This window comes from Sagittula sp., from assembly GCF_052825245.1.
The window spans coordinates 1-25,004 of sequence record NZ_JBRBWD010000024.1 but is presented as its reverse complement, the minus strand read 5'-3'; the positions used below and the strand labels follow the sequence as shown (position 1 = coordinate 25,004).

Genomic DNA, 25,004 nt, shown 5'->3' with positions numbered 1-25,004 from the left:
CGCAATGGCCGCATATATCCTTCGACGCATCCTGCTCATCATCCCCACCCTCCTGGGGATCATGATCTTCAACTTCGTGCTGGTGCAGTTCGTGCCCGGCGGTCCTGTCGAACAGGTCCTTGCCAAGATGCAGGGCCAGGGCGACGTGACGGCCGGGTTCTCCGGCGGCAGTCAGGACCTCGGCGAGGAAACCTTCGGCTCTGACAGCGACTACGTCGGCGCCCGCGGCCTGCCCAAGGAGTTCATAGAAGAGCTCGAGCGCGAGTTCGGCTTCGACAAGCCGCCGCTCGAACGCTTCCTGAACATGATGTGGAACTACATGCGCTTCGACTTCGGCGAGAGTTACTTCCGCTCGATCTCCGTCTGGGACCTGGTGCTCGAGAAGATGCCGGTGTCCATATCGCTGGGCCTTTGGTCGACGCTGATCGCCTATGTCGTGTCGATCCCGCTGGGCATCCGCAAGGCCGTCAAGGACGGGACCACCTTCGACACCTACACCTCCGCGCTCATCATCGTGGCCTATGCCATCCCCGGCTTTCTGTTCGCCATCCTGCTGCTGGTGCTCTTCGCCGGCGGTTCCTACTGGCAGATCTTCCCGCTCAGGGGGCTGACCTCCGACGGGTTCGAGAACCTCAGCTTCTTCGGCAAGATCGCCGACTACTTCTGGCACATCACCCTGCCGGTCCTGGCCTCGACGATCTCCGGCTTCGCAACGCTGACGCTGCTGACCAAGAACAGCTTCCTCGACGAGATCAAGAAGCAGTACGTGATGACCGCCCGCGCCAAGGGCGTGTCGGAGCGCAAGGTGCTGTACGGACACGTCTTCCGCAACGCCATGCTGATCGTGATCGCGGGCCTGCCTGCGGTCTTCATCGGCGTGTTCTTCGGCTCGTCGCTGATCATCGAAACCATCTTCTCGCTCGACGGTCTCGGGCGGCTCGGGTTCGAGGCGGCGGTGGCCCGCGACTACCCCGTCATCTTCGGAACGCTCTACTTCTTCGGCCTGATGGGTCTTCTGGTGAACATTCTTTCCGACCTCATGTACGTTGTGATCGACCCCCGCATCGACTTCGAGAGCCGGGAGGGCTGACATGTCTCACCAGCTCGACGCACAGGCGCAGGCTTCGGCCACGGCGGAACAGATGACCGATCTCGGCTACGAGATCCCCGAGGACAAGCGCGGCCGCTTCGCGATGTCCAACCTCAACCGCCGCCGCTGGCGCAACTTCACCCGCAACCGCCGCGCCTACTGGTCGCTGTGGATCTTCGCGGTGCTCTTCGGCCTGTCGCTGTTCGCGGAGTTCATCGCGAACGAGAAGCCAATCCTCGTGAACTACCGCGGCAGCTACTACATGCCGATCTTCAACTTCTACGCCGAGACCGACTTCGGCGGCGACTTCCGGACCGAAGCCGCCTACCGCGACCCGGAGGTGCAGTGCCTGATCGCCACCGGCGGCCTGGATGCCTGCTTCGACGATCCCGAGGGGCTGATCGTGCAGGCCGAAGAGGGCACCATCGACGACCCCGACTTCCACAAGGGCTGGACGCTCTGGCCGCTCATTCCCTACACCTACGACACGCCCGTCGAACGCTCGGGCGCGGCGCCGCTGCCGCCCGACGTGATCGGGTTCTGGAAGGGCGACGACGAGGAACGGCACTTCGGCCTCCTGCCCCCGGACAAGCGCGGCAACAACCTGCTGGGCACCGACGATGCAAAGCGCGACGTCTTCGCCCGGGTGATCTACGGCTTCCGCCTGTCGATCTTCTTCACCCTGATCGTGACCGCCATATCCTCCGTCATCGGCATCATCGCGGGCGCGCTGCAGGGCTACTTCGGCGGCTGGCTCGACCTCGTGTTCCAGCGGGTGATCGAAATCTGGGGCGCGATCCCGATGCTCTACGTCATCATCATCATGTTCGCGATCTTCGGGCGAAGCTACAGCCTGCTGATCTTCCTGATGATCGCGTTCAGCTGGACGGCGCTCGTGGGCGTGGTGCGCGCGGAATTCCTGCGTGCCCGCAACCTCGAATACGTCCGCGCGGCCAAGGCGCTGGGGGTGTCGAACAACACGATCATGTTCCGGCACATGCTGCCCAACGCCATGGTGGCGACCGTGACCTTCCTGCCGTTCCTCGTGACCGGCACGATCTCGTCGCTGGCCGGCCTCGACTTCCTCGGCTTCGGCCTGCCCGCCGCCGCACCGTCGCTGGGCGAGATGACGCTTCAGGCCAAGCAGAACCTCCAGGCCCCCTGGCTGGGGTTCACCGCCTTCACGGTCTTCGCCGTGATGCTTTCGCTGCTCGTCTTCATCTTCGAAGGGGTGCGCGATGCCTTTGACCCGAGGAAGACGTTTCAATGAGTGAACTGCTGAAGGTCCGCGACCTGAAAGTCTCCTTCCGCCAGGACGGCAAGGTCATCCAGGCGGTGAAGGGCGTCTCGTTCGAGATCGCCAAGGGCGAGACGGTGGCACTGGTGGGCGAGTCCGGCTCCGGCAAGTCGGTCACCGCCCTCTCTACCGTGTCCCTGCACGGCGAATCCGCGGTGGTCGAAGGCTCCGTCCTCTACGCCGGGAAGGAGATGGTCGGCGCATCGGACCAACGCCTGAGGGAGGTGCGCGGCAACGACATCAGCTTCATCTTCCAGGAGCCGATGACCTCTCTGAATCCGCTGCACACGCTGGAGAAGCAGATCCGCGAAAGCCTCGAACTGCACCAGGGTCTGTCGGGCGACGCGGCGCGCACGCGCATCCTCGAACTTCTCACCAAGGTCGGCATCCGAGACCCCGAAACCCGCCTTCAGGCCTATCCGCACCAGCTTTCGGGCGGGCAGCGGCAGCGGGTGATGATCGCCATGGCGCTGGCCAACGGGCCGGACCTGCTGATCGCGGACGAACCGACCACAGCACTCGACGTGACGATCCAGGCGCAGATCCTCGACCTACTGGCAGACCTGAAGTCGCAGGAGGACATGAGCCTCCTGTTCATCACCCACGACCTCGGCATCGTGCGCCGCATCGCCGACCGGGTCTGCGTGATGAAGGACGGCGAGATCGTCGAACAGGGCCGCACGTCCGAGATCTTCGCCAACCCGCAGCACCCCTACACGCAAAAGCTCTTGTCGGCCGAAAGCACAGGCGTGCCCAATCCGGTCAAGCCGGATGCCGAAGAGATCGCCAGCACCGACTCCCTGCGCATCTGGTTCCCGATCCAGCGCGGCCTGATGAAGCGCACGGTAGGCTACGTGAAGGCGGTGAACGAGGCGACCGTCGCCGTGCGCGCCGGGGAAACCGTCGGCATCGTGGGCGAAAGCGGCTCCGGCAAGACGACGCTCGCGCTGGCCATCATGCGGCTCATCAAGTCGCAGGGCGCGATCACCTATCGCGGCGAGGACGTGCGCGCCTGGTCGACCAAGGAACTGAGGCGCCTGCGCTCAGAGATGCAGATCGTCTTCCAGGACCCCTACGGCTCGCTCAGCCCGCGGATGACCTGCGAACAGATCATCTCCGAAGGGCTGGAGGTCCACGCCAAGGGCGACCGCCGCACCTTCCGGGCCGAAGTGGCGAAGGTCATGGCAGAGGTCGGGCTCGACCCGATGATGATGCACCGCTACCCGCACGAATTCTCGGGCGGGCAGCGGCAGCGCATCGCCATCGCCCGGGCCATGGTCCTGCGGCCCCGGCTGGTGGTTCTCGACGAGCCGACCTCGGCGCTGGACATGACGGTGCAGGTTCAGATCGTGAACCTGCTCCGCGACCTGCAGCAGAAGTACAACCTCGCCTACCTGTTCATCAGCCACGACCTGAAGGTCGTCCGCGCCATGAGCCACAAGGTCATCGTGATGAAGCAGGGCGACGTGGTGGAAAGCGGGCCGGCGGAACAGATCTTTGCCAACCCGCAGACCGATTACACCCGCACGCTTCTCGCAGCGGCGCTCGATACCGCCTGAGACTGGGGCTGAGCCTTCGGCGTCGGCCGGGCGTTGACCTTCTGCACGGCCCAGACCGACAGGAGCACCACGCCCGCGCCTGCCATCTGGCGCGGGCTCAGCGCCTGCCCCAGCAGCACCCATCCCAGCGTCACCGCGCTGAGCGGGCTGAGGAACCCCAGACCTGAGGCCGCAGGCGCGCCTAGGATCGTCATGCCGCGGAAGTAGATCACGTAGGTCAGCGCCCCGCCAATCAGCCCCAGCCAGACCAGCCCCGCCACCGCTTTCAGGTCGACCGCGGGCACCTCGCCACCGGCGATCAGCGCCAGCGGGATCAACAGCACACCCCCCGCCGTCAGTTGCCACGCGACGAAGGTCAGGCGGTCCACCGGCGGCGTCCACCTGAGAGTCAGCACCATGCCCGTCGCCATGCTGAGCGCGCCGACCAGCGCCGCCGCCACGCCCACGGGATCGAGCGCGGCGCCCGGCCCGAGGATCAGCAGGCCCACGCCCCCTACCCCGGCCAGCGCCGCCAGCACCGCCGCCAGCCGGAACGGCGCCCCCAGCAGCAGACTTGCAAGGACCGTGACGAAAAGCGGCTGCAAGGCGCCCAGCGTCGCGGCCACGCCCCCGGGCAGCCGGTAGGCAGCGACGAAGAGCGCGCCCCAGAAGATGGTGAAGTTCAGCGCGCCCAGAAGCGCGATCCGGCCCAGCCAGTCGCGTGACGGAAGTTTCCGGGTGACCGCCAGCAGGATCAGCCCGGCAGGCAAGGCCCGGAGCAGGCCCACCAGCAGCGGCGGCCAGCCCGGCAAGGCTTCGGTCGAGACGATGTAGGTCGATCCCCAGATGATCGGGGCCAGCGCGGTCAGCGCGACGACATTCAGGCGGGAGGACATGGCGAAACCTTTATCTTGAAGTCGAGGTATTTATCTTGGCGTCAAGATATATACGGATTGCTTGACGTCAAGATAAAATTCCGCCACCCCTCCCCGTATGGATCACGTCGACCGCATCAGGCAGCAATGGAACACCGAACGCCCCGACCTCGACGTCGGGCCGATGGTGACGCTCGGACGGATGACACGTCTGGCCCGGCGGCTCCGGCACTCTCATGAAGAGGTGTTCGCGAAGCACGGCCTGAACTCCGCGGGCTTCGACGTTCTGGCCACGCTGCGCCGGTCCGGCCCGCCCCATGCGCTGACCCCGAAGGCGCTGCTCGCCTCGACCATGGTGACCTCCGGGACGATGACCAACCGGCTCGACCGGCTGGCCGCGCAGGGGCTGGTGGAGCGTACGCCCGACCCCGCGGACGGACGCGGCACGGTGATCCGGCTGACGGAAAAGGGCCACAGCGTGATTGACGCTGCGGTCGGCGACCACGTGGCCAACCAGCACCGGCTGCTGGCGCATCTGGGCACCGAGGATCGCGCCGCGCTCGACCGGATCTTCACCCGCTGGCTGGCCGCCCTCGAAGCCGAAGAGTCCGAGGACGACACCCCCTGAAGGACGATCAGATCGCCGAACTGTGTCCGGCCTTGCTCAGGTCGTAGGCGTCGAATGTGCGCGCCACCATACGGGTCAGCGGACGGGTCTTTTCGGGCAGGTACAGGCCGTCCTCCGTGACCTCGAGCAGGTTGTCGAACGCGGCGGCGGTATCCCGGAAGGTGCGGAACAGCCACTCGCGCGAGACGCCGTAGCCGGCCACGATCTCGTTGGCATCAATGCGGAAATCGCACATCAGCGCCTCGATCAGCCGCCCCCTCAGCTTGTCCTCGCCCTTGAACGTGTGACCGCGAGATGTCGCGAAACGCCCGTCGCGGATCGCGCCGGCATAGGCCGAGGTCGAGGGCGCGTTCTGCGCATATCCCTGCGGGAACCGCGAGATCGAAGAGGCCCCCAGCCCGATCAGCACCTCCGAGGTGTCGTCGGTGTAGCCCTGGAAATTGCGACGCAGCTTGCCGGTCTTCTGCGCGATGGCCAGACCGTCGCCCGGCACCGCGAAGTGGTCGATGCCGATCTCGGCGTAGCCGTCCCAGACGAACAGCCGCCGCGCCGTCTCGAACAGGTCGAGCCGTTCCTGCGGGGTGGGCAGCATGTCCGACGGGATCATCTGCTGGCGCTTCGCCATCCACGGCACATGCGCATAGCCGTAAAGCGCCACCCGATCCGGCGCGAAGCTCAGAAGCTTCTGGACCGTCTCGGTGATCCGCGCGCGGGTCTGGTGCGGCAGTCCGAAAAGGATGTCGGTGTTCAGGCTGGCCACGCCACGCTCGCGGATCATCTCGATGGCTTTGCGCGTCACGTCATAGCCCTGCGGTCGCCCGATGGCCTCCTGGATCTGCTCGTCGAAGTCCTGCACCCCGATGGAGGCGCGGTTCATCCCGCCAGCCGCCAGCGCGTCGAGCCGCGCCGCGTCGATCTCGTTCGGGTCGATCTCGACCGAGAACTCCGCATGCTCGGCAAAGTCCGCCGTCTCGCGAATCTCCCCGATCAGCCGGGACATCATGTCGGGCGACAGCAGCGTCGGCGTGCCCCCGCCCCAGTGCAGGCGCGACAGTTTGACACCCGGCGGCAGGGCCTTCCGCAGAAGCTTCAGTTCGGCCTGCAAGGTTTCCACATAGGCTTCGACCGGCTTGGCCGTGGCTGTGCCCTGCGTACGGCAGGCACAGAACCAGCACAGCCTTCTGCAGAAGGGAACATGCAGATACAGAGATATGTTCCCGCCCTCGGGCACAGCGCCGATCCACTCGCCGAACCGGTCCGGGCCGACGTCCCCGGCAAAATGCGGGGCGGTCGGATATGAGGTGTATCGCGGAACCTTGGCGTCAAAGAGACCCAGCCGCGCGAGTTGTGTTCGTATCGCCATACGCGTACGGTTAGGCCCTGTGAGAGAGGGCGACCTTGACGCAGATCAAAAGGGGCAATCACGCCATGCTGAACGAGAGAAGTCTGACAGTTAACCAGCACTGTGACGACTGTCCGATCCGCCATCGCGCGGTCTGCGCCCGCTGCGAGTCGGACGAGCTCGAGCGGCTGGAAGAGATCAAGTATTACCGCAAGTTCGAGGCGGGCCAGATGGTGATCTGGTCGGGCGACAAGATGGATTTCGTGGGCTCCGTCGTATCGGGCATCGCGTCCCTGACCCAGACGATGGAAGACGGACGCACGCAGATGGTGGGCCTTCTCCTGCCGTCGGATTTCGTCGGACGCCCGGGCCGGACCAACGCCGCCTACGATGTGGTTGCGACCACCGACCTCGTGATGTGCTGCTTCCGCAAGACGCCGTTCGAGGAGATGATGATGCGCACACCGCATATCGCGCAGCGCCTGCTCGAGATGACGCTCGACGAACTCGACGCGGCGCGCGAATGGATGCTGGTACTGGGCCGCAAGACCGCGCGGGAAAAGATCGCCTCGCTCCTGTCGATCATCGCCCGGCGCGATGCGACGCTGAACATGCGCGGCAGCGATGCCCCCATCGTCTTCGACCTGCCGCTCACGCGCGAGGCGATGGCCGACTACCTCGGCCTCACGCTGGAAACCGTCAGCCGCCAGATGTCCGCACTGAAGAAGGACGGCGTCATCACGCTGGAAGGCAAGCGGCACGTGACGGTTCCGGACATGGACCGGCTGATGCAGGAGGCCGGCGACGATTCCGACGGTGGCATGCTTGCCTGATACGCTGAGCTTTGCCACCTGCGACGTCTTCACGACACGGCGTTTCGCGGGCAACCCCCTCGCCATCGTCGAGGGGGCGGACGGCCTGAGCACGGCGCAGATGCAAACCATAGCGCGCGAGTTCAACCTGTCCGAGACGATCTTCGTCATGGCGCCCGACGACCCGGAACACACCGCCAAGGTCCGCATCTTCTTCCCGACGGCAGAGATCCCCTTTGCCGGGCATCCGACCATCGGCTGCGCGCTGCACCTGGCCCTGAAGGACGCCCCCGAAGGCGCGTTCGAAACCCGCATCGTGCTGGAGGAGGTCGCGGGCCTCGTCCCCGTCGATGTCTGGCGCGACGACCGTGCCGCATGGGCCGAATTCCAGGCGCCCGTCCTGCCCTTCGCGCCGGACAAGGGTGAAATCCCCGAGGATGCGCTCATTGGCGAGGCGCTTGGCCTCGCGCCGCAGCAGATCGGCTTCGGCTCGCACCGCCCCGGCCTCTGGCAGGGCGGCCCGACGTTCCTTTACGTGCCGGTCAGCGACATGGACGCGCTGGCCGCCGCCCGACCGCTGGAACCCGCATGGTCGGCGATCACGGACCTCGCCGGCGTCGATTCCGCCTACCTCTATACCCCCGGCACCGCCTGCGATTTCCGCGCGCGGGTGTTCGCGCCGACCGCGGGCATCCCGGAAGACCCGGCCACCGGATCGGCCTCTGCGATCTTTGCGGCGCAACTGAAAGCCAGCGGAGCGCTGGAGGCGGACACAGCGCAGTTCACCCTGCACCAAGGCGTCGAGATGGGGCGCGCGTCGGAAATCGTCCTGACGGTGCATTCCGACAATGGCGCCCCCGGCCGCATCCTCGTGCGCGGCAGCGCCGTCCCGGTCAGCACCGGGCGGATCGTGCCGCCCGACGCATGACGCGACCCATCTCAGGCCGTTTCGGCAAAGACCGTGTCGAAGTACCCGTAGACCATGCGCTTCCCGTCGAAGGGCATGGTCATCTCTTCCCAGCGCGGGTCGCTGCCAAAGCTCTCGTGGCAACGCGTCGCCGCCGCCTTGTCGGGGAAGACGACCCAGGAAAACACGACCTTCTCGCCCGGCTCCCGCTTCACGGCCATCGGGAAGGAGGTCACCTCCCCCTCTGGCACGTCCTCTTCCCAGCATTCCCAATGCGCCGTGGCGCCGTAGTCCCGGAACAGCGGCCAGCTCTTCTCGGCGCTTTCGATGTAGGCGGCCTTGTTCTCTTCCGGCACGGCCACCAGAAACCCCCAGACGTAAGACATGCGATTCCCTCCTGTTGACACGGACCACCTTAGAGGGCATTAAGTTGATATCAACATGAAACAGCCGGATCACCAGCTTCCCTATGCGACCACCCTCGAGGTGCGTGACCGCTGCCTCTGTTTCAGGGTGCAGCGCGCGGCCCGCACGCTGGCGCGCCGCTTCGATGCGGCGCTGAAGCCCGTGGGGCTATCGAACGGCCAGTATTCCTTGCTGATGTCGCTGAACCGGCCCGAGCCGCCGCGCATGACCGACGTGGCCGATTTCCTTGCCATGGACCGCACCACGCTGACCGCGGCGCTCAAGGTGCTGGAACGCCGCGGGCTGGTGCAGACCACGCCGGACCCGAAGGACCGGCGCAATCGTCGCGTGTCTCTGACCCCCGACGGTCACGCCCTCCTGAAAGAGGCCGCGCCGATCTGGCGGGCAGAGCATGACGCGCTCGACCGGGAACTGGATGCGGACCCGACCGCCCTGCGCGCCATGATCGAGGGGCTGTCCTGACAGCCATATTCGAAAGGCTGTCCTGAGGCGGTCAGCCCCGCTCGCTCAGTGCGCCATGAACACCGGCAGCGCCGTCTGCTCCAGCATGCTGCGGGTCGCACCGCCCAGGATCGCCTCGCGGAAGCGGGAGTGCCCGTAGGCCCCCATCACCACGAGATCCGCTTCCACATCGGCGCAATGGCGCAGCAGCACGTCCGACACGCGCGGCATGGTCTTCGACAGCACGTCGATCTCAGGCTTCACGCCGTGGCGCGCCAGGTACTGCGACAGCATCCCGCCCGGGTCGGAGCGGTTCGGCCCGTGCTGCGGCGGGTCGATCACCACCACGTGCACGGTGTCCGCCTGCTTCAGCAGGGGCATGGCGTAGCGCACGGCGCGCAGCGCCTCGCTGCTTTCGTTCCACGCCAGCGCGATCCGCTTGGGGGCGGCGGTCAGCGTGACGCCGCTGCCCGGATTCACGATGACCGGCACCTGCCCGTCGAAGAGCGCGCCTTCCAGCACCGGCTCAAGCTCGATCCCGCAGCCTTCGCCGTAGGGCTTGGGCAGAACCGCAAGGTCCGAGAACCGCGCACGTGCCGCGACGATTCGGCCAAGGTCTGCCAGCTGCGCCACGCCGTGATCGACCGCCCAGCGGACGTCGGTCCTGCCCAGCGCCTTGCGCGCCGCGGCGGCAAGGCTTTCGCCCTCCGCGGACGCGCGGCTCAGGGTCTCCTGCAGCACCATCGCGTTGGCGCCAGCGTAGTAATACCCGGTCTGTGTCCGGTCCACGCCGAGGCACAGCACATCGAGATGCGCATCCATCGCGGATGCAAGGTCAGCCGCAGCGGCGATGGTGGGGTCCACGAGGTCCGCGTCGGTGATGACGGTCAACAAAGTCTTGAAAGCCATGATCAGTCTCCTGTCCGATATCCTTTCACCCTAAATGCCAGCGAATTGTCGCACTTTGACGCCGGTCAAGCTATCGCCGCCGATCCATTGATGCAGATCAAGGTCCGGTTTTCCGCCAAACGCCATGAGGGTCCCAGTCAAATAACCGCCCAAGCGGTCTCTCGAATCGTATGGGTCTGACGAAGGGACGAAACATGACCAATTACCTCAAGCTGATCGTGCTTGGGCTGATCGCGATCTTCGCCGCGATCGGGGCCAACTTTGCACGTGATGTGGCTTACCTGGTGCACGCGCTCCTCGTGATGGCGATCGCAGCGGGTCTGTTCGTCTGGGTTCTGCGGAACACGGACGAGCCGGCGAAGCCCATCGATGAAACCCAATACTTCGACGGCGTGATCCGTTACGGCGTGATCGCAACCGCGCTCTGGGGCGTTGTCGGCTTCCTTGCCGGGACATTCATCGCCACCCAGCTGGCCTTCCCGGTGCTCAACTTCGACTGGGCGCAGGGGTACATGAACTTCGGGCGCCTGCGTCCGCTGCACACCTCGGCGGTGATCTTCGCCTTCGGCGGCAACGCGCTGCTGGCGACGTCATTCTACGTGGTGCAGCGCACCTCGGCGGCACGGCTCTGGGGCGGCAACCTCGCTTGGTACGTCTTCTGGGGCTACCAGCTGGTGATCGTGCTGGCCGCGACCGGCTATGTCCTCGGCTCCACCCACGGCAAGGAATACGCCGAGCCGGAGTGGTACGTCGACCTGCTGCTGACCGTGGTCTGGCTCGCCTATCTCGCTGTCTTCGTCGGCACCATCGTGCGGCGGAAGGAACCCCACATCTACGTGGCGAACTGGTTCTTCCTGTCGTTCATCATCACCGTCGCCATGCTGCACGTGTTCAACAACCTCGCGATCCCGGTCTCGATCTTCGGGTCGAAGTCGGTGCAGGTGTTCTCGGGCGTGCAGGACGCGATGACCCAGTGGTGGTACGGCCACAACGCCGTGGGCTTCTTCCTGACCGCGGGCTTCCTCGGCATGATGTACTACTTCATCCCGAAGCAGGCCGAACGTCCCGTCTTCTCCTACAAGCTGTCGATCATCCACTTCTGGGCGCTGATCTTCATCTACATCTGGGCCGGTCCGCACCACCTGCACTACACCGCGCTGCCCGACTGGGCCTCGACGCTCGGCATGGTGTTCTCGGTGATCCTGTGGATGCCCTCCTGGGGCGGCATGATCAACGGCCTGATGACGCTCTCGGGCGCATGGGACAAGCTGCGCACCGACCCGGTCATCCGGATGATGGTGATCTCCGTGGGCTTCTACGGCATGTCGACCTTCGAAGGTCCGATGATGTCGATCCGCGCAGTGAACTCGCTGTCGCACTACACCGACTGGACCATCGGTCACGTCCACTCCGGCGCGCTTGGCTGGAACGGCATGATCACCTTCGGCGCGCTCTACTACCTTGTGCCGAAACTCTGGAACCGCGAACGCCTCTACTCGCTCTCGATGGTCAGCTGGCACTTCTGGCTCGCCACCATCGGCATCGTCTTCTACGCCGCCTCGATGTGGGTCACCGGCATCATGGAAGGCCTGATGTGGCGTGAGGTGGATGCGAACGGCTTCCTCGTGAACTCCTTCGCCGACACCGTGGGCGCCAAGTTCCCGATGTACGTGGTCCGTGCAACCGGCGGCCTGCTCTACGTCGCGGGTGCCCTCATCATGTGTTACAACCTGTACATGACCGCGCGTCGTGCGCCTGCCGTCGAGGCAAGCACCGCCGCCGCTCATGCGACTCCGGCCGAATAAGGAGGACCGGACATGAGCATTCTCAAGAAACACGCCATCCTCGAGAAAAACGTCACCCTTCTGGCGATCTTCGCCTTCCTCGTGGTGACGATCGGGGGGCTGGTGCAGATCGTGCCGCTCTTCTACCTCGAGAACACCATCGAGGACGTCGAAGGCATGCGTCCCTACACCCCGCTGGAACTGGCGGGCCGGGAGGTCTACCTGCGCGAAGGCTGCTACGTCTGCCACAGCCAGATGATCCGCCCGATGCGCGACGAGGTCGAACGCTACGGCCACTACAGCCTCGCCGCCGAAAGCCAGTACGACCACCCCTTCCAGTGGGGATCGAAGCGCACCGGGCCGGACCTTGCCCGCGTCGGCGACCGCTACTCGGACGAATGGCACGTCGATCACCTGCGCAACCCGCAGTCGGTGGTGCCTGAATCGGTCATGCCGAAGTACGGCTACCTCGAACAGCGCATGCTGGACGAGAACGCCGGCCTGGTGTCGGGGATGCTGGCCGCGGCCGACATCGGCGACATCATGAAGACGCACAAGCTGATCGGCGTCCCCTACACGGACGAGATGATCGAGAACGCGGAAAGCGACTTCATGGCGCAGATCGACCCGGACGGCGACTACGACGGCCTGCTCGAACGCTACGGCGAGGCGATCAACGTCCGCAACTTCGACGGCCAGCCGGGCATCTCCGAGGCCGACGCGCTGATCGCCTACCTGCAGATGCTGGGCACGCTGGTCGACTTCTCGACCTTCACCCCCGACGCGCACCGTTAAGGAGACATGGACATGGACACCTATTCCCTCCTCCGCAGCTTCGCCGACAGCTGGGCGCTGCTCGCCATGACCGCCTTCTTCGCGGGCGTGGTGATCTGGGCCCTGCGCCCGGGCGCCCGGCGCGCACAGGACGACGCCGCCAGCATCCCCTTCCGGCATGACGACAGGCCCGCTGCGGCGGACCGGTCCGAGACATAAGGAGGCTCACGCGATGAGCGACGACGAGAAGAAGAACATCAAGCCGGGACACGACTACGAGACCACCGGCCATTCCTGGGACGGGATCGAGGAGTACAACAAGCCGCTGCCGAAGTGGTGGCTGTACACCTTCTACGCCTGCATCGTCTGGGGCGTGGGCTACACCATCGCCTATCCGGCATGGCCGGGGATCACCGGCTCAACGGCGGGTCTCCTGGGCTTCTCCACACGCGCCCAGGTCGCCGAGGAGATTGCCCGCGTCGAAGAGATGAACGGCCCGATCAACGACAAGCTGGCCAGCGTGGAACTCGCCTCCATCTCCGCCGATCCGGAGCTTCAGACCTATGCCCGCAACGCCGGTGCGGCGGTCTTCCGGTCGTGGTGCTCGCAGTGCCACGGCTCGGGCGCCGACGGCGGGTCGGAGCCCAACGGCTACCCCAGCCTGGTCGACGACGACTGGCTCTGGGGCGGTTCGATCGAGGACATCCACACCACGATCACCACCGGCATCCGCCAGCCCACGGACGAGGACTGGCTGCGCCAGTCGCAGATGCCCGCCTTCGGCCGCGACGAGCTGCTTGAACGGGACAGCATCGACGCGGTGGTCAACTACGTGATGTCGCTCTCGGGCGAGCCGCGCGACGCCAGCCTCGTCGCCGAGGGCGAGACGGTGTTCATGGACAACTGCGCCTCCTGCCACGGCGAGGATGCGACCGGCGACCGCACGCAGGGCGCCCCGAACCTGAGCGATGCGATCTGGCTTTATGGCGGCGATTACGAGTCGCTGCACGAGACGGTCTGGAACGCCCGTTACGGCCAGATGCCCGCCTGGGGCCCGCGTCTGTCCGAAGCGGAGATCCGCGCGGTCGCAACCTACGTGCACGGCCTTGGCGGCGGCGAAGCCTCCGAGTAAGCCACTGTTCCAACGCCGATAATCATGAACCCTCCGTCCCCGTGGCGGAGGGTTTTTCCATTCCCGTTTTCGAAAAATTTGGCCGGTATCATTTACCAAATCTCAATCAGCCTCGCCGATATCTCTTCGTCAGGTCACCAGAGTACATGTCGATGAAACCCATGAACGCCCCTGTCCCGACAGCGCGCCCCCGTGGAACGGAGCTTGTCGAAGCCGTCTTCCAGGTCTGCCATGACGCCGTGGTGTTCACCGATTCCTCCGGTCGCGTGCAGTGGTGCAACCGGCCCTTCGAACGTCTCACCGGCTACCGCCGCGCCGAACTGACGGGCCGCCCGCTCGACTGCCTTTACGGCGAGCAGGAGGAATTCGGCGTCACGCACCGGCTGTCGGGCCCGCGCATGATCGGGTCCGATCACCGGGTCATCACCAGCTACCTGCGCCGCGACGGCTCCCTGATCGAGGCGGAGACATCCGGCTGGACCTTCCTCGCCCGCGACGGGGCGATCCTCGGCCACATCCGCATCCTCGAGGACCGCACCGCCGTCAACCGGCTGGTCCGCGTCAAGGACAAGCTGTTCGACATCGCCACCGACCAGGCCACCTCACCCGGTGAAAAGATCGAGGCCATGATCTCGCTGGCCTGCGAATTCCTGCACATGCCGGTGGGGCTGGTGGGCCTCTTCCGCGACGCCAGCCTGCTGGTCCTGCATGCCCGGTCGACGCTGGCACCGATCCCCGTCGGCACGCTCTTCCCGCTGGAGGAAAGCGATTGCCGCATCGCGCTCGCCGGCGACGTCCCGTTCGAGACGCACGGCACCGAGGCGGCACAGGACCATCCCCTGCTGCCGGAGATCGGGCTCAGGACCTACGTCGGCGTGCCGCTGGTCGTCGGCGGCGAAAGGATCGGAACACTCAGCTTCCTGAACCCGCTGTCGCGGCCGGGCTTCACCATCGCCGAACGGCAGCTCATCTCGGATTTCGCGCGCTTCGCCGCCCAGCAACTGGCGCAGGAACGCCAGATCGCCGCGCTGGAACGCGCCGCCACGCAGGACTGGCTGACCGGCGCGGGCAGCAGCCGTCAGTTCCGCCGCGACCTGGAAAACGTCTTCCGCACAGTGCGGCGCAACAACGCGCAGGCCAGCCTGATCCTGATCGACATCGACCACTTCAAGTCGATCAACGACGACTACGGGCACGACATGGGCGACCGCGTGCTCGCCGACGTCGCCCGCAGACTGGAGGCGGTGATCGGCGCCAACCGCCGTCTCTACCGCGTCGGCGGCGAGGAATTCGCCGTGATCCTGCCCGGCACCTGCGCCGACAGCGCGGCGATCATGGCCGAGCAGATGCGCCAGAGGCTGGCGGAGGCACCCGATCCGGTCTCCGACATGCCGGCGCTCACGGCCAGCTTCGGCGTGGCAGAGCTCGACCCCGACATCACCAGCCAGGACGCCTGGGTGAAATGCGCCGACATCGCGCTTTACGCGTCGAAGAACAACGGCCGGAATCAGGTGACCAGCAACGGCAGCATCGCCGGGGTCGCCCTGCCGGACGAGATCTGGCGCGAAGTGCAGAAAAAACATTCGAAAACGCGCAGGCAGAGCCTCGCGATTTGACTCAGGTCAAGGCCCTGCGCCGCGGTGCGGCTATGATGGACGCATAAGCTTCGGGGCCCTCCCCCCGAACGCGAAACACCCGGCGGCAAGGCCGGATGTATGGCGCCGGTGTCCTGTCCTGTTCGCGCGTTTCCTGGGACACCGGCGTCCCTTTCCCCTTCAGTTCACGCCAGCCGCACCGCCACCGGGCGGTTCTTGCGGCTGGCGCACTTTCACCAGAACAGCAGTCCAGGCACATGCCCCTTCGGAAGCGGGCGGGCCGAGCGGATGCGCCCGTCGCGGGGCACCAGCAAGCGGCTGAGGTAGATGACCGGATCAATCATCGTACCCCCTCCGGGCCCCGGCGTGGTTGCGGAAGGGCAGATCCTCCTGCGTCCACGAAAGCTTCGGCAAGGGCTCTTGCCGGGCCGTGTGCTTGGGCGCGGGCCGCACCTCCTGAAAGGTCGCTATCATCGCGGTGCGTGCAAGAATTTTGAACATGTCGCGTCTCCTGTGGTCGCGGTTTCGATACTGGAAACTTGACCCAGGACACCTTTTCATGCGAGCCAGGAATATATTCCTCATGTAAGCCAGACTTGAATATGCATTGGTCCCGCCTGCCCTCCCTCGCAGCCCTCCGCGCCTTTGCCGCCTATGCAGAGACAGGCTCTGTCAGCGCAGCGGGGGACACGCTCAACGTCAGCCACGCGGCGATCAGCCAGCAGCTCCGCGCGCTCGAGGCGCACCTGGGACTTGCCCTTCTCGACCGCTCCGGCCGCAAGATGGCCCTCACCGCCGAGGGCGACACGCTGGCCCGCACCCTGCGCGAAAGCTTCGGCCAGATCGCCACCACGCTCGAGGCGCTGACCGGCGCCGATGCAGACCGCCCGCTGCTGATCTCCACGACGCCGACATTCGCCTCCGGCTGGCTCCTGCCGCGGCTGGCAAGCTTTCGCTCCGAACATCCGGAGATCAACCTGATGATCGACCCCTCCGCCGACGTGCGCGGGCTGGAACCGGGCGGGATCGACATGGCGCTGCGCTACGGCAACGGCTCATGGCCCGGCCTCCAGTCAGAGCTTTTCGTCCGCTCCCCCATCGTGGTCGTGGCCGCGCCGGGGCTGGTCGGCGACCGGCCCATCGAAAGCCCCGCCGACCTGTCGCACCTGCACTGGCTGCAGGAGTACGGCACCAACGAGGCGACAAGCTGGTTCGCCCAGTTCGGGATCGAGCGCGACAGCGGCCTCGGCTTCACCTCCCTGCCCGGCAACATGATGCTCGAAGCGGCTCGTCAGGGTCAGGGCGTGGCGATCCTCGCCCGGGTCTTCGCCGAATCCGACATCGCCGCCGGACGCCTGCGGCTGCTGTTCGAGGACACCCGTTCGAAGGGCTACTGGATCGTCACCCGGCCCGGCGTGCCAAGGCCGCCGCTCAAGGCTTTCCTGCGCTGGCTCCAGCGCAACGCCGAGAAAACCTAGATCGCAGATTCAGAAATTGATGCAGGTCAAGGAGGTCGCGGGGCCGGTCTGTGAAAAGGCCACTCAGACAAGCCTTTAACGGAGCGATTCCCCCGTGTCCGACACCCAACCGACCTCCCTCTACGCCGGCCGCGAACCGATCTTCCCGCGCCGCGTCAGCGGAAAGTTCCGCAATCTCAAGTGGATCATCATGATCGTCACGCTTGGCATCTACTACGTGACGCCATGGATCCGCTGGGACCGCGGGCCGCAGCTTCCCGACCAGGCCGTGCTGATCGACCTCGCGGGCCGCCGCTTCTTCTTCTTCTGGATCGAGATCTGGCCGCACGAGTTCTACTTCGTTGCGGGCCTTCTGATCATGGCCGGGCTGGGGCTTTTCCTCTTCACCTCCGCGCTGGGGCGGGTCTGGTGCGGCTATGCCTGCCCACAGACCGTCTGGACCGACCTCTTCATCCTCGTGGAACGCTGGGTGGAGGGCGACCGCAACAACCGCCTGCGCCTGCACCGCCAGAAGAAGCTCGACTTCCACAAGGCGCGGCTGCGGATCACCAAGTGGGTGCTGTGGTTCCTGATCGGCCTCGCCACCGGCGGCGCATGGGTCTTCTACTTCGCCGATGCGCCGACCCTGCTGCGCGACCTCGTGACGCTGAACGCCCACCCTGTCGCCTATACGACGATGCTGATCCTGACGCTCACCACATTCTTCTTCGGCGGTTTCGCCCGCGAACAGATCTGCATCTACGCCTGCCCATGGCCGCGCATCCAGGCCGCCATGATGGACGAGGACACGCTGACCGTCGCCTACCGCGACTGGCGCGGCGAACCCCGCGGCAAGGGCAAGACCCGCGACACCTTGGGCGACTGCATCGACTGCAACGCCTGCGTGAACGTCTGTCCCATGGGCATCGACATCCGCGACGGCCAGCAGATGGAGTGCATCACCTGCGCGCTCTGCATCGACGCCTGCGACGACGTGATGGCCAAGGTCGGCAAGCCGCGCGGCCTGATCGACTACCTCGCCCTGTCCGACGAACCGCGCGAGCGTGAGGGCAACGCCCCCCGCCCGATCTGGCAGCACGTCTTCCGCGTCCGCACCATGATGTACACCGCGCTCTGGAGCCTCGTGGGCATCGGCCTCGTCTTCGCGCTGTTCGTCCGGCCCGAGATCGAGATGACCGTGGCCCCGGTCCGCAACCCGACCTTCGTGGTCCTGTCGGACGGCTCGGTCCGCAACACCTACGACATCCGCCTGCTCAACAAGCACGGCGAGGACAGGCCCTTCCGCATCACCCTGAACGGCAACGAATACCTGCGCATCCAGCTCGAAGGCACCCCCTACGAGACGGTGACCGTACCCGCAAACGAGACCTACCTGCAGAAGGTCTTCGTCGTGGCGCCGAAAGGCTCCGACCCCGCCGAATCCGAACGGACGGAGTTCCGCTTCTGGGTCGAGGACCTGACCAACGGCGACCGCGCCCACAACGACACAATCTTCAACGGGAGGGTCAACTGATGGCCGATGTCCGCAAGGAATTCCGCCTCACCGGCTGGCACGTGCTGGCAGGCTTCGTCGCAGCCTTCGGGCTCATCATTGCGGTGAACGTCGCACTCGCCGTCAACGCGGTGCGCACCTTCCCGGGGCTGGAGACCCGGAACTCCTACATCGCCTCGCAGACCTTCGACGTCCGCCGCGCCGCGCAGCAGGCGCTCGGCTGGAACATCTCCGCCACCCACGACGGCGGTCTGCTGGTGCTGAAGATCGTCGACGACAAGGGCGTCCCGGTGCAGGCCGCAAAAATGGAGGTGATCCTCGGCCGCCCCACCCACCAGAAGGCCGACCGCGTCCCGCAGTTCCGCTGGGACGGCACCGCCTACGTCGCGCGCGAGGAGCTGGCGAAGGGCAACTGGGATCTCTGGATCAACGCCACCGCGATGGACGGCACGCCCTTCGAACAACGCCTCGAAATGTATCAGCCCTGAGCCGCGAAAGCCCCCCGTCATGACCGCCACCATGCGCCCGCCCGCCTCTGCCTGCCCCGCCTGCGTCGCCGCCCCGGCGGCCCAGTCGCTGGCCGATCTCGAGGTCCCGAAAGACGCGCATATCGTCCTCTCGCTGCCGACGATCCACTGCGCCGCCTGCATGTCGAAGGTGGAGCGCGCGCTGAACGCCGATCCGCGCGTGCACAGCGCCCGCGTCAACCTGACCATGAAGCGCGTGAGCCTCGCGGGCGACACCGGGCTGACCGCCGACGACGTGATCCCGCTGGTCGAGGCGGCAGGCTACGAGGCGCATGAACTCGACACCACGGCGCTCTCGGCCACCGCGACCGACCACGCGGGCCGCGACCTCCTGATGCGCCTCGCCGTGGCGGGCTTCGCCGCGATGAACGTCATGCTGCTGTCGATCGCCGTCTGGTCCGGCGCCGCGGGCGAAACCCGGGACCTCTTCCACTGGATCTCCGCGCTGATCGTGCTGCCGGCGGTGGCCTTCTCCGCACAGCCGTTCTTCGTCAACGCATGGCGGGCGCTGGCCGCGCGCTCTCTCAACATGGACGTGCCGATCAGCCTCGCCATCCTGCTGGCTGTCTTCACCTCGCTCTGGGAAACGTCGCTCTCGGGCGAACACGCCTATTTCGACGCGGCCATCGCGCTGACCTTCTTCCTGCTCACGGGCCGCTACCTAGATCACCGCACCCGCTCCGTCGCGCGCTCCGCGGCCGAGGAACTGGCCGCCCTCGAAGTGCCCCGCGCCTGGCGCCTGACCGGGGCGGGCGAGGAACAGGTCAGCGTCGCCGACCTCCGCATCGGCGACCTGATCCGCGTCCGCCCCGGCGGCCGCATGCCCGTCGACGGCGAGATCGTGGACGGCACCTCCGAACGCGACCGCTCGCTCCTGACCGGGGAAACCCTGCCGGTGCTGGGCGCGCCCGGCACCGCCGTCAGCGCGGGCGAGGTCAACCTCACCGGCCCCCTGACCATCCGCGCCAGCGCCGTGGGCCGCGACACCTCGCTCGCCCGCATGGCCGACCTCGTGGCCATCGCGGAATCGGGCCGCTCGCGCTACACCTCGCTCGCCGACCGCGCGGCCAAGCTCTACGCGCCGGGCGTGCACATCCTCTCCGCGCTCAGCTTCCTCGGCTGGCTGGTCTACAGCGGCGACGTGCGCACCGCGCTGAACATCGCCGCCGCCGTGCTGATCATCACCTGCCCCTGCGCGCTGGGTCTCGCGGTGCCCGCCGTGACCACCGCCGCCTCGGGCCGGCTGTTCCGCAAGGGCCTGCTGATCAAGGACGCCACCGCGCTGGAACGGCTGGCACAGGTCGACACCGTGGTCTTCGACAAGACCGGCACGCTGACCGCCGGCACGCCTGAGCCGGTGAACCTCGACGCCTTCACCACCGCCGACCTTGCCATCGCCCACGCGCTGGCCGAAGGGTCCGCCCATCCGCTCTCCCGTGCGCTCACCACGGCGGCACGGGCGGCGGGCATCGCGCCCGCCCCTGTCACCGACGTGACCGAGGTCCCGGGCTACGGCACAAGCGCCATCTGGCAGGGGCGCAGGGTGCGCCTCGGCCGCGCCGCCTGGGTCGGCGGCAACGCCACCGACCAGACCGCCGCCTGGCTGCAGATCGGCGATGCGCCGCCGCAGGCCTTCCTCTTCACCGACCGCCTGCGCGACGGCGCCGCCGAGGCCGTGGCCGCCTTCCGGCAATCCGGCCTGAAGGTCATCCTGATGTCCGGCGACACCACGGCGGCGGTCGAAAGCCTCGCCGCCCGCCTCGATATCACCCAGTGGATGGCCGAGGCCCTGCCGCAGGACAAGGCCGCCCGCATCAAGGCGCTCTCCGATCAGGGCGCACACGTGCTGATGGTGGGCGACGGGCTCAACGACACCGCCGCGCTGACCGCCGCGCATGTCTCGATCTCGCCCGCCTCCGCACTGGACGCGGCGCGCGTGGCCTCCGACATCGTGCTTCTGGGCCAAAGCCTCGCGCCGCTCCCCGAGGCCGCAGCCACCGCCCGCAAGGCCGTGAAGCGCATCCGCGAGAACTTCACCATCGCCACGTGGTACAACATCGTCGCGGTGCCCCTCGCGGTGGCGGGCCTCTGCTCGCCGCTGATCGCCGCGCTGGCCATGTCGGCCAGCTCTATCACCGTCTCGCTGAACGCCCTGCGGCTGCGCTGAGACGTCCCCGAAACGGCCCGAAAGGCACACGACTGATGAATGTCCTCACCTACCTGATCCCGATCTCCCTCGTGCTGGGCGTCGCGGGCCTCCTGTTCTTCGTCTTCACGATCCGCTCGAACCAGTACGACGACCCCGAAGGCGACGCCCAGCGCATCCTTTCGGGCGACTACGACGACCGCCCGAAACAGGACTGACCGGCGAAACGCCCCCGCCCGGGACCGCCCCGCCCTTCATCTTGGCAGAAATACCTCGGGGGAGTCGCCCGGAGGGAGACGGGGGCAGCGCCCCCCCCTCCCTGCAAGACACTCACCCGGCGAGGATCATGTCCGAGGCCTTCTCCGCCATCATGATGACCGGGGAATTGGTGTTGCCGCTCACGATCCGCGGCATGGCGCTGGCATCGACCACGCGCAGCCCGCCCACGCCCCGGAACCGCATCTCGCCGTCCAGCGGCGCACTGTCGTCCGTGCCCATCCGCACGGTCGAAACGGGATGGAAGATCGTCGTCCCGATCTGCCCTGCCGCCTCCGCCAGCTCCGCCGCGCTCTCGAAATCCGGGCCCGGCTTCAGCTCCACCGGGGCGTATTTCGCCATCGGCCTCTGCGCCATGATCCGCCGCGTCAGCCGGATCGCGTCGACGGCCACCCGCCGGTCGCCCTCGGTCGCGAGGTAATTCGGCGCGATCTTCGGCGCCGTGCGGAAATCGGGCGAGGCCAGCGTCACCGTGCCCCGGCTCTCGGGGCGCAGGTTGCACACGCTCGCCGTCAGCGCCGGAAAGTTGTGCAGCGGCTGGCCGAAGGCTTCCAGTGACAGGGGCTGCACGTGGTACTCCAGGTCCGCCGTGGCCAGCCCCTCGCGCGAACGGGCAAAGGCGCCCAGCTGCGACGGCGCCATGGACATCGGCCCGGACCGGCGGAACGCGTATTCCGCCCCGATCAGCGCCTTGCCGAACAGCGAATTGGCCAGCGTGTTCAGCGTCTTGGCCTTCTCCAGCCGCCAGGCGCAGCGCAATTGCAGGTGGTCCTGCAACTCCGCCCCCACGCCCGGCGCCTCCGCCACCACGTCGATGCCGTGTTCCGCCAGCAGCGCCCCCGGCCCGATCCCGGACAACTGCAGGATATGCGGCGATCCGATCGCCCCCGCCGACAGGATCAGGTCAGACACGCAGCGCACCTCCCGCTCCGTGCCGCCCTGCTCGAAGACCACGCCCACCGCGCGCCCCTCCTCGACGACCAGCCGCTTCACATGCGCGCCGGTCTCCACCTTCAGGAAATCCTTGCGCGCCCCGCGCAGGAAGGCCTTGGCGGTGTTCATCCGCCAGCCGCCCTTCTGGTTCACCCGGAAATAGCCCACACCCTCGTTGTCGCCGGTGTTGAAGTCCTCGGTGCGCGGCAGGCCCTCGGCCTCCGCGGCGGCCATCCAGTCGTCCAGCACCTGCCAGTGCAGGCGCTGGTTCTCCACCCGCCAGGGGCCGCCTGCGCCATGGAACTCCGACTTGCCGCCGACATAGTCCTCCGACTTCAGGAAATAGGGCAGCACGTCGTCCCAACCCCAGCCGGTGAGCCCCATCTGCCGCCAGCCGTCGTAATCCGCCGCCTGCCCGCGCAGGTAGAGCATCCCGTTGATCGACGAACAGCCGCCCAGCACCTTGCCGCGCGGATAAAGCAGTTGCCGTCCGCCGAGACCCGGCTCGGCCTCCGTGCGGAAACACCAGTCGGTGCGCGGGTTGCCGATGCAGTAGAGGTAGCCCATCGGGATATGCACCCAGTGGTAGTTGTCGCGGCCCCCGGCCTCCAGCAGCAGCACCCGCCGCCCCGCATCCGACAGGCGCCGCGCCAGCACGCAGCCCGCACTGCCCGCGCCCACCACGATGTGATCCCAATTGCCCTGCATTTCTGCCCCCCTCTCTGCTCCGCCGCCACCTTGGCCCAGCGCGGGGGGCACCGCAATGTCACAGGGGCGCGTGCGTCACGGTCCCCGGCACGGGCAGGTCCGGCGACCTTGCGTCCGGGCGGGACAGACGCCCCGCCTCAGACCGGCAGCGCCGTGGTCTTGAACACCGTCTTCAGCGCAAAGGACGACTGCATCTGCGCCACGCCCGGCAGGCGCGTCAGGTACTGGCGGTGGATGCGGGCGTAATCCTCCGTGTCCTCGGCCACGACCTTCAGGATGTAATCCGCCGTGCCCGCCATCAGGTGGCACTCCAGCACGGCCGGCACCCGGGACACGGCGGTCTCGAAGGCTTCCAGCACCTCGTCGGCCTGCGCCTGCAGGGTGATCTCCACGAAGACGGTGGTCGGCAGCGCCAGCTTGCGCGCATCCAGAAGCGCCACGTAGTCGCGGATGTAGCCCTCCGCCTCCAGCCGCTGCACCCGCCGGTGACAGGCCGAGGGCGACAGGTTGACCTGTTCGCTGAGGTCCGCGTTCGACATGCGGCCCTTGCGCTGAAGCACCCTGAGGAGTCGCCGATCCGTCTCGTCCAGCGCCATATTCGAAGATTCCTCCCGCTTGCCCTGCAAACCGTCGAACAATCGTGCGCGGCGGTGCGCAAAGTTGCCCCAGTCTCGCACCCTTTTGCAAGGCTCCCATGGCATAATTGCGCACCCCAACAGGACCAAAGGCACAAAGGATCACGACATGAAGATCGGATGCCCCACAGAAATCAAACCACAGGAATTCCGCGTCGGCCTGACGCCCAACGCCGCACAGGAAGCGGTGGCGCACGGCCATTCGGTGATCGTCCAAAAAGGCGCGGGCCTCGGCGCAGGTTTCACCGATGAGGATTACACCGCCGCCGGCGCCGCGCTGGCCGACACCGCGGCAGAGGTCTTTGCCACCGCCGAGATGATCGTCAAGGTGAAGGAGCCGCAGGCCCCCGAACGCGCCATGCTGCGCGAGGGCCAGGTGCTCTTCACCTACCTCCACCTCGCCCCCGATCCGGAGCAGACCCGCGACCTGATCGCCTCCGGCGCGACCTGCATCGCCTATGAGACCGTGACCGACGACCGGGGCGGCCTGCCCCTGCTGGCGCCCATGTCCGAGGTCGCGGGCCGTCTGGCGCCGCAGGTCGGCGCATGGTCGCTGCAGAAGGCCAACGGCGGCCGCGGCGTGCTGATGGGCGGCGTCCCGGGCGTCGGCCCCGCCAGGGTGGCGGTGATCGGCGGCGGTGTCGTCGGCACCCACGCGGCGCGGGTTGCCGCGGGCATGGGCGCGGAGGTCACCGTGCTCGACCGGTCGCTCTCGCGGATGCGCTATCTCGACGACGTCTTCGGCGCGGTCTTCCGGACGCGCTACGCCTCTGCCGGGAACACCGCAGAGCTGGTGGCCGAGGCCGACATGGTCATCGGCGCCGTGCTGATCCCCGGCGCCGCCGCGCCGAAACTGGTCAGCCGCGCGCAGCTTTCGACGATGAAGCCCGGCGCGGTGATCGTCGACGTGGCCATCGACCAGGGCGGCTGCTTCGAGACCTCGAAGGCCACCACCCACCAGGACCCGATCTACGAGGTGGACGGCATCGTGCACTACTGCGTGGCCAACATGCCGGGCGCCGTTGCGCGCACCTCGACGCTGGCGCTCGGCAACGCGACGCTGCCCTTCATGCTGGCACTGGCGGACAAGGGCTGGCGCAAGGCCTGTGCCGACGACCCGCACCTGGCCGCCGGCCTGAACGTGCACGCCGGCCGGATCACCAATGCGCCGGTGGGCGAGGCGCTGGGCCTGGACGCGATCACGCCCGCGGCGGCGCTGGCGGCCTGAACGGTTTCGCCGTGCTGCGCACGGCGACCCG

Annotated in this window: 25 protein-coding genes; 18 read left to right on the top strand and 7 right to left on the bottom strand. The window is 67.0% G+C overall.

Annotated elements, in window-relative coordinates; genetic code table 11:
• Positions 1 to 4 precede the first annotated feature (4 nt).
• From ACU0DV_RS07910 to ACU0DV_RS07900, 3 genes are read left to right on the top strand one after another with little or no spacing between them, the layout of a single operon-like run.
• Positions 5 to 1,090, top strand: a complete 1,086-nt coding sequence (locus tag ACU0DV_RS07910) for a microcin C ABC transporter permease YejB (RefSeq protein ID WP_100927580.1) — start codon at positions 5 to 7, stop codon at positions 1,088 to 1,090.
• A 52-nt stretch (positions 1,091 to 1,142) separates the two neighbouring features.
• Positions 1,143 to 2,360, top strand: coding sequence for an ABC transporter permease (locus ACU0DV_RS07905; protein WP_100930830.1), 1,218 nt, complete (start codon positions 1,143 to 1,145; stop codon positions 2,358 to 2,360).
• Positions 2,357 to 3,946: an ABC transporter ATP-binding protein gene (locus ACU0DV_RS07900; protein WP_100927581.1), complete on the top strand. Its 1,590-nt coding sequence runs from the start codon at positions 2,357 to 2,359 to the stop codon at positions 3,944 to 3,946. The genes ACU0DV_RS07905 and ACU0DV_RS07900 overlap by 4 nt, the downstream gene beginning before the upstream one ends.
• Here the strand turns inward: ACU0DV_RS07900 and ACU0DV_RS07895 are convergent.
• Positions 3,904 to 4,821, bottom strand: a complete 918-nt coding sequence (locus ACU0DV_RS07895) for an EamA family transporter (protein ID WP_446241287.1) — start codon at positions 4,819 to 4,821, stop codon at positions 3,904 to 3,906. The genes ACU0DV_RS07900 and ACU0DV_RS07895 overlap by 43 nt on opposite strands.
• Positions 4,822 to 4,918: 97 nt before the next feature.
• On the opposite strand from ACU0DV_RS07895, the gene ACU0DV_RS07890 reads away from it, so the two are divergent.
• The gene (locus ACU0DV_RS07890) at positions 4,919 to 5,428 is read left to right on the top strand and encodes a MarR family winged helix-turn-helix transcriptional regulator (protein WP_446241288.1); all 510 of its coding nucleotides are present in this window, start codon (positions 4,919 to 4,921) and stop codon (positions 5,426 to 5,428) included.
• A gap of 7 nt (positions 5,429 to 5,435) precedes the next feature.
• On the opposite strand, the gene hemN is transcribed toward ACU0DV_RS07890, so the two are convergent.
• Positions 5,436 to 6,791 carry an oxygen-independent coproporphyrinogen III oxidase gene (gene hemN, locus ACU0DV_RS07885; protein ID WP_446241289.1) on the bottom strand — a complete coding sequence of 452 codons (1,356 nt, stop codon included), beginning with the start codon at positions 6,789 to 6,791 and terminating at the stop codon, positions 5,436 to 5,438.
• A 65-nt stretch (positions 6,792 to 6,856) separates the two neighbouring features.
• On the opposite strand from hemN, the gene fnrL reads away from it, so the two are divergent.
• Together fnrL and ACU0DV_RS07875 are read left to right on the top strand one after the other, a co-directional pair.
• The gene (fnrL, locus tag ACU0DV_RS07880; RefSeq protein ID WP_100927585.1) at positions 6,857 to 7,603 is read left to right on the top strand and encodes a transcriptional regulator FnrL; all 747 of its coding nucleotides are present in this window, start codon (positions 6,857 to 6,859) and stop codon (positions 7,601 to 7,603) included.
• The gene (locus ACU0DV_RS07875; RefSeq protein ID WP_446241290.1) at positions 7,587 to 8,510 is read left to right on the top strand and encodes a PhzF family phenazine biosynthesis protein; all 924 of its coding nucleotides are present in this window, start codon (positions 7,587 to 7,589) and stop codon (positions 8,508 to 8,510) included. The genes fnrL and ACU0DV_RS07875 overlap by 17 nt, the downstream gene beginning before the upstream one ends.
• A gap of 11 nt (positions 8,511 to 8,521) precedes the next feature.
• Here ACU0DV_RS07875 and ACU0DV_RS07870 read toward each other — a convergent pair whose 3' ends face one another.
• Positions 8,522 to 8,875 carry a DUF1428 domain-containing protein gene (locus ACU0DV_RS07870; protein WP_100927587.1) on the bottom strand — a complete coding sequence of 118 codons (354 nt, stop codon included), beginning with the start codon at positions 8,873 to 8,875 and terminating at the stop codon, positions 8,522 to 8,524.
• Between the two features lie 55 nt (positions 8,876 to 8,930).
• Between ACU0DV_RS07870 and ACU0DV_RS07865 the strand changes: the two genes are divergently transcribed.
• Positions 8,931 to 9,377: a MarR family winged helix-turn-helix transcriptional regulator gene (locus tag ACU0DV_RS07865; protein WP_446241291.1), complete on the top strand. Its 447-nt coding sequence runs from the start codon at positions 8,931 to 8,933 to the stop codon at positions 9,375 to 9,377.
• Positions 9,378 to 9,422: 45 nt separating this feature from the next.
• Here ACU0DV_RS07865 and ACU0DV_RS07860 read toward each other — a convergent pair whose 3' ends face one another.
• A complete protein-coding gene (locus tag ACU0DV_RS07860) occupies positions 9,423 to 10,265 on the bottom strand; it encodes a universal stress protein (protein WP_100927589.1) in 843 nt (280 codons plus the stop codon).
• Between the two features lie 194 nt (positions 10,266 to 10,459).
• Here ACU0DV_RS07860 and ccoN point away from each other — a divergent pair, with 194 nt between their 5' ends.
• From ccoN to ACU0DV_RS07835, 5 genes are all read left to right on the top strand, one after another.
• Entirely contained in the window at positions 10,460 to 12,070 is a 1,611-nt protein-coding gene (gene ccoN, locus ACU0DV_RS07855) for a cytochrome-c oxidase, cbb3-type subunit I (RefSeq protein WP_100927590.1), read from the top strand.
• A gap of 12 nt (positions 12,071 to 12,082) precedes the next feature.
• Positions 12,083 to 12,844 carry a cytochrome-c oxidase, cbb3-type subunit II gene (gene ccoO, locus ACU0DV_RS07850; protein ID WP_100927591.1) on the top strand — a complete coding sequence of 254 codons (762 nt, stop codon included), beginning with the start codon at positions 12,083 to 12,085 and terminating at the stop codon, positions 12,842 to 12,844.
• 12 nt (positions 12,845 to 12,856) lie between these two features.
• Positions 12,857 to 13,042 (top strand): cbb3-type cytochrome c oxidase subunit 3, encoded by a 186-nt coding sequence (locus ACU0DV_RS07845; protein ID WP_100930831.1) that lies wholly within the window; start codon positions 12,857 to 12,859, stop codon positions 13,040 to 13,042.
• Positions 13,043 to 13,055: 13 nt separating this feature from the next.
• Positions 13,056 to 13,955, top strand: a complete 900-nt coding sequence (ccoP, locus tag ACU0DV_RS07840) for a cytochrome-c oxidase, cbb3-type subunit III (protein ID WP_370312133.1) — start codon at positions 13,056 to 13,058, stop codon at positions 13,953 to 13,955.
• Positions 13,956 to 14,101: 146 nt separating this feature from the next.
• Entirely contained in the window at positions 14,102 to 15,571 is a 1,470-nt protein-coding gene (locus ACU0DV_RS07835; protein WP_446241292.1) for a diguanylate cyclase, read from the top strand.
• A gap of 315 nt (positions 15,572 to 15,886) precedes the next feature.
• On the opposite strand, the gene ACU0DV_RS07830 is transcribed toward ACU0DV_RS07835, so the two are convergent.
• Entirely contained in the window at positions 15,887 to 16,051 is a 165-nt protein-coding gene (locus ACU0DV_RS07830) for a hypothetical protein (RefSeq protein ID WP_446269798.1), read from the bottom strand.
• 101 nt (positions 16,052 to 16,152) lie between these two features.
• On the opposite strand from ACU0DV_RS07830, the gene ACU0DV_RS07825 reads away from it, so the two are divergent.
• From ACU0DV_RS07825 to ccoS, 5 genes are all read left to right on the top strand, one after another.
• Complete coding sequence (locus tag ACU0DV_RS07825; protein ID WP_100927594.1) at positions 16,153 to 17,028, top strand: LysR substrate-binding domain-containing protein; 876 nt, start codon at positions 16,153 to 16,155, stop codon at positions 17,026 to 17,028.
• Positions 17,029 to 17,122: 94 nt separating this feature from the next.
• A complete protein-coding gene (gene ccoG / locus ACU0DV_RS07820; RefSeq protein ID WP_283982532.1) occupies positions 17,123 to 18,541 on the top strand; it encodes a cytochrome c oxidase accessory protein CcoG in 1,419 nt (472 codons plus the stop codon).
• The gene (locus ACU0DV_RS07815; protein WP_100927596.1) at positions 18,541 to 19,008 is read left to right on the top strand and encodes a FixH family protein; all 468 of its coding nucleotides are present in this window, start codon (positions 18,541 to 18,543) and stop codon (positions 19,006 to 19,008) included. Before ccoG ends, ACU0DV_RS07815 begins: the two co-directional genes overlap by 1 nt.
• A gap of 19 nt (positions 19,009 to 19,027) precedes the next feature.
• Positions 19,028 to 21,214: a heavy metal translocating P-type ATPase gene (locus tag ACU0DV_RS07810; RefSeq protein WP_446241293.1), complete on the top strand. Its 2,187-nt coding sequence runs from the start codon at positions 19,028 to 19,030 to the stop codon at positions 21,212 to 21,214.
• A gap of 35 nt (positions 21,215 to 21,249) precedes the next feature.
• Entirely contained in the window at positions 21,250 to 21,411 is a 162-nt protein-coding gene (gene ccoS / locus ACU0DV_RS07805; RefSeq protein ID WP_100927598.1) for a cbb3-type cytochrome oxidase assembly protein CcoS, read from the top strand.
• Between the two features lie 112 nt (positions 21,412 to 21,523).
• On the opposite strand, the gene ACU0DV_RS07800 is transcribed toward ccoS, so the two are convergent.
• Positions 21,524 to 23,110: a GMC family oxidoreductase gene (locus tag ACU0DV_RS07800; protein ID WP_446241294.1), complete on the bottom strand. Its 1,587-nt coding sequence runs from the start codon at positions 23,108 to 23,110 to the stop codon at positions 21,524 to 21,526.
• A 137-nt stretch (positions 23,111 to 23,247) separates the two neighbouring features.
• Positions 23,248 to 23,706, bottom strand: a complete 459-nt coding sequence (locus tag ACU0DV_RS07795) for an Lrp/AsnC family transcriptional regulator (protein ID WP_100927600.1) — start codon at positions 23,704 to 23,706, stop codon at positions 23,248 to 23,250.
• A 148-nt stretch (positions 23,707 to 23,854) separates the two neighbouring features.
• Here ACU0DV_RS07795 and ald point away from each other — a divergent pair, with 148 nt between their 5' ends.
• On the top strand, positions 23,855 to 24,973 hold the full coding sequence (gene ald / locus ACU0DV_RS07790; RefSeq protein ID WP_446241295.1) for an alanine dehydrogenase: 1,119 nt from the start codon (positions 23,855 to 23,857) through the stop codon (positions 24,971 to 24,973).
• Positions 24,974 to 25,004: the final 31 nt, after the last annotated feature.

Bases quoted from the DNA above. Each gene is read 5' to 3' on its own strand.
- ccoN (WP_100927590.1), top strand. From the start codon at position 10,460: ATGACCAATTACCTCAAGCTGATCGTGCTTGGGCTGATCGCGATCTTC.
- ACU0DV_RS07890 (WP_446241288.1), top strand. From the start codon at position 4,919: ATGGATCACGTCGACCGCATCAGGCAGCAATGGAACACCGAACGCCCC.
- ACU0DV_RS07860 (WP_100927589.1), bottom strand. From the start codon at position 10,265: ATGGCTTTCAAGACTTTGTTGACCGTCATCACCGACGCGGACCTCGTG.
- ald (WP_446241295.1), top strand. From the start codon at position 23,855: ATGAAGATCGGATGCCCCACAGAAATCAAACCACAGGAATTCCGCGTC.
- hemN (WP_446241289.1), bottom strand. From the start codon at position 6,791: ATGGCGATACGAACACAACTCGCGCGGCTGGGTCTCTTTGACGCCAAG.
- ACU0DV_RS07865 (WP_446241291.1), top strand. From the start codon at position 8,931: ATGAAACAGCCGGATCACCAGCTTCCCTATGCGACCACCCTCGAGGTG.
- ACU0DV_RS07905 (WP_100930830.1), top strand. From the start codon at position 1,143: ATGACCGATCTCGGCTACGAGATCCCCGAGGACAAGCGCGGCCGCTTC.
- ACU0DV_RS07795 (WP_100927600.1), bottom strand. From the start codon at position 23,706: ATGGCGCTGGACGAGACGGATCGGCGACTCCTCAGGGTGCTTCAGCGC.
- ACU0DV_RS07835 (WP_446241292.1), top strand. From the start codon at position 14,102: ATGTCGATGAAACCCATGAACGCCCCTGTCCCGACAGCGCGCCCCCGT.
- ACU0DV_RS07800 (WP_446241294.1), bottom strand. From the start codon at position 23,110: ATGCAGGGCAATTGGGATCACATCGTGGTGGGCGCGGGCAGTGCGGGC.
- ACU0DV_RS07900 (WP_100927581.1), top strand. From the start codon at position 2,357: ATGAGTGAACTGCTGAAGGTCCGCGACCTGAAAGTCTCCTTCCGCCAG.
- ccoS (WP_100927598.1), top strand. From the start codon at position 21,250: ATGAATGTCCTCACCTACCTGATCCCGATCTCCCTCGTGCTGGGCGTC.
- ACU0DV_RS07815 (WP_100927596.1), top strand. From the start codon at position 18,541: ATGGCCGATGTCCGCAAGGAATTCCGCCTCACCGGCTGGCACGTGCTG.
- ACU0DV_RS07845 (WP_100930831.1), top strand. From the start codon at position 12,857: ATGGACACCTATTCCCTCCTCCGCAGCTTCGCCGACAGCTGGGCGCTG.
- ACU0DV_RS07825 (WP_100927594.1), top strand. From the start codon at position 16,153: ATGCATTGGTCCCGCCTGCCCTCCCTCGCAGCCCTCCGCGCCTTTGCC.
- ACU0DV_RS07910 (WP_100927580.1), top strand. From the start codon at position 5: ATGGCCGCATATATCCTTCGACGCATCCTGCTCATCATCCCCACCCTC.
- fnrL (WP_100927585.1), top strand. From the start codon at position 6,857: ATGCTGAACGAGAGAAGTCTGACAGTTAACCAGCACTGTGACGACTGT.
- ccoO (WP_100927591.1), top strand. From the start codon at position 12,083: ATGAGCATTCTCAAGAAACACGCCATCCTCGAGAAAAACGTCACCCTT.
- ACU0DV_RS07870 (WP_100927587.1), bottom strand. From the start codon at position 8,875: ATGTCTTACGTCTGGGGGTTTCTGGTGGCCGTGCCGGAAGAGAACAAG.
- ACU0DV_RS07830 (WP_446269798.1), bottom strand. From the start codon at position 16,051: ATGTTCAAAATTCTTGCACGCACCGCGATGATAGCGACCTTTCAGGAG.
- ACU0DV_RS07810 (WP_446241293.1), top strand. From the start codon at position 19,028: ATGACCGCCACCATGCGCCCGCCCGCCTCTGCCTGCCCCGCCTGCGTC.
- ACU0DV_RS07895 (WP_446241287.1), bottom strand. From the start codon at position 4,821: ATGTCCTCCCGCCTGAATGTCGTCGCGCTGACCGCGCTGGCCCCGATC.
- ccoP (WP_370312133.1), top strand. From the start codon at position 13,056: ATGAGCGACGACGAGAAGAAGAACATCAAGCCGGGACACGACTACGAG.